Raw genomic sequence first — 2,714 nt, forward strand, 5'->3', positions numbered from 1 at the left:
GCGGCGGGCACGAGCAGCACCCCGAGCAGCACGACGGCGCCGATGAGCGCCCCCGCCACCGCCTCGACGGTCGCTCCCGCACCCGGCAGGCCGGTCGTGGGCAGTTCGACGAGCGCCCCCGCGCCGAGCACCAGCATGACGCCGACCGCCAGCAGCACCGCCCGGCTCACCGGGCCCAGCACGGCCCGCAGCAGCCTGCCCGCACGCTCCGGCATGGCGCCGCGCGGGTCGTCGAGGGTCAACACGGCCAGCAGGCAGAGGCCGAGCATCCCGAGAACGCCGAACCACAGCACCCGGTCGGACTGCTGCGCGGGCATCGCGAACGGCCCGCCCAAGGCCAGCAGCGCCACCGTGGTCAGCGCGGACACCAGGTGCAGCGTCCGCAGGGCGGGCGTGTCCGGGTCGGCGACCAGGTTGCGCCCCGGGAGCACCACCTTGGTGTTCGGCCGCGCCGCGGGCGGGTTCGGCGAGTCGGCGGTCTCCCAGGCCACACCCGAGATGCGGTGCAGCACCAGGACCGCCAGCAGCACCGGCAGCAGCCCCGCGACCTGCCGGACCGGGTACGCCTCCCGCAGCAGGTCGGGCACAGACGTAAGACACGCAGCCCCCGGCGCCAGGCACTGCGCGGCCAGCAGGTCGAGGCTCACCACCGCGGCCTGCCCGACCAGCAGCATCGTCAGCAGCACGGCCGCCAACCGCAGCAGCGACCGGTTCAGCACACCCAGCACCCTGCCCACCCGGCTCCCGCTCGGGATCGGCGGCAGCATCCAGTGCGCGACGTTGGCCAGCGAGAACGGGAAGAGCAGTGCCCACGTCGCCTTCGCCCAGCCGCCCGAGGTCATCGCGCCCCAGACGTATCCTTCGACTATGCGCGGCACGGATCTGCCCTCGGCCCGCAGCACCGGACCAGGCGCGGGACGCAGCAGCCGGTCGGCGGGGCGCACGATCCGGCCCACCCCGTCGCCGGCCACGTCGACCGCGGCCACGGCGGACACCAGCGACTCCGCGCTGGTGCCCATGTTCCCGTGCACGCGCAATTCGACAACGCGCGTTTCCGTGCCAGTCAGCAGCACTTCTCTCCCAGGTTGCCTATAGGCGCCGAACAGCCCTTTGGGCGATCCCCACCACTGCCCTCAACGGTAGTGTTCGACTGGGACCAGAGTCTGGAGGATTCACTCGATGACCGCAGAAGACACGCGGACCACTACCGGGGCGAGCTACGCGCAGACCCGCAACGGCATTGATTTCGCGGTAGCCGATCTTTCGTTGGCCGAATTCGGCCGCAAAGAGATCCGCCTGGCCGAGCACGAGATGCCGGGCCTGATGGCGCTGCGCCGCGAGTACTCGGAGGTGTACCCGCTGCGGGGTGCGCGCATCTCCGGCTCGCTGCACATGACCGTGCAGACCGCTGTACTGATCGAGACACTGGTGGACCTCGGCGCCGAGGTGCGCTGGTGTTCGTGCAACATCTTCTCCACCCAGGACCACGCGGCCGCCGCGGGCGGGGTGGGTCCGCACGGGACCGAGGAGGAGCCCAAGGGTGTTCCGGTCTACGCCTGGAAGGGCGAGACGCTGCCGGAGTACTGGTGGGCGACGGAGAAGATGATGACCTGGCCCGACGGCCAGGGCCCGAACATGATCCTTGACGACGGTGGCGACGCCACCATGCTCGTGCACAAGGGCACCGAGTTCGAGAAGTCCGGTGTCGTGCCCGGCAACGACGACGCGCACTCCGAGGAGTGGAACGTCTTCCTCGACCTGCTGCGGGCCTCGCTCGCGGCGGACTCGGGCACGTGGACGAAGATCGGCTCCCAGATCATGGGTGTCACCGAGGAGACCACGACCGGGGTCCTGCGGCTCACGCAGATGGCCGCCCAGGGAACCCTGCTGTTCCCGGCGATCAACGTCAACGACTCGGTGACGAAGTCGAAGTTCGACAACCGCTACGGCATCCGCCACTCGCTGGTCGACGGCATCAACCGCGGCACGGACGTGCTGATCGGCGGCAAGGTCGCGGTCGTCTGCGGCTACGGCGATGTCGGCAAGGGCTCCGCGGAGTCGCTGCGCGCCCAGGGCGCCCGGGTGATCGTCACCGAGATCGATCCGATCTGCGCGCTGCAGGCGGCGATGGACGGGTACGAGGTGCGCACCCTCGACGAGGTCATCGAGAAGGCCGACATCGTGATCACCACGACCGGCAACAAGGACGTCGTCCTCGTCGACGACATGGCGCGGATGAAGCACCAGGCGATCCTGGGCAATGTCGGCCACTTCGACAACGAGCTCGACATGGCGGGCCTGGCCCGCTACCCGGACGTTCGGCGGATCAACATCAAGCCGCAGGTCGACGAGTGGGTGTTCCCGACCGGCCGCTCGATCATCGTGCTGTCCGAGGGTCGCCTGATGAACCTGGGCAACGCCACCGGCCACCCATCGTTCGTGATGTCGAACAGCTTCTCGAACCAGGTCATCGCGCAGATCGAGCTGTACACCAAGCGCGAGGAATACGACAACGAGGTCTACCGCCTCCCGAAGAAGCTGGACGAGAAGGTCGCCCGCATCCACCTGGAGGCACTCGGCGGCTCGCTCACCAAGCTGACCAAGGACCAGGCCGAGTACATCGACGTCGACGTCGAGGGCCCGTTCAAGTCCGAGCACTACCGCTACTGACCCACCCCGCGAGTCCCCCGCTCTCGCACGCGAGTCCCCCGTTC

1 protein-coding gene and 1 pseudogene are annotated in these 2,714 nt (G+C 69.3%); one reads left to right on the top strand and one right to left on the bottom strand.

Translation table 11 applies throughout. The features are described 5' to 3' along the window. Nucleotides 1-1,073: pseudogene (locus ACRDSQ_RS13165) on the bottom strand (hypothetical protein); the annotation flags it as partial. Nucleotides 1,074-1,179: 106 nt separating this feature from the next. On the opposite strand from ACRDSQ_RS13165, the gene ahcY reads away from it, so the two are divergent. Next, the gene (gene ahcY / locus ACRDSQ_RS13170) at nt 1,180-2,670 is read left to right on the top strand and encodes an adenosylhomocysteinase (protein WP_431421278.1); all 1,491 of its coding nucleotides are present in this window, start codon (nt 1,180-1,182) and stop codon (nt 2,668-2,670) included. Nucleotides 2,671-2,714 lie beyond the last annotated feature (44 nt).

The organism is Actinokineospora sp. (genome assembly GCF_050699995.1).
Lineage (GTDB): Bacteria > Actinomycetota > Actinomycetes > Mycobacteriales > Pseudonocardiaceae > Actinokineospora.

What these genes read in the sequence shown, in the direction of transcription:
- ahcY (WP_431421278.1), top strand. Translation starts at nt 1,180, where the DNA reads ATGACCGCAGAAGACACGCGGACCACTACCGGGGCGAGCTACGCGCAG.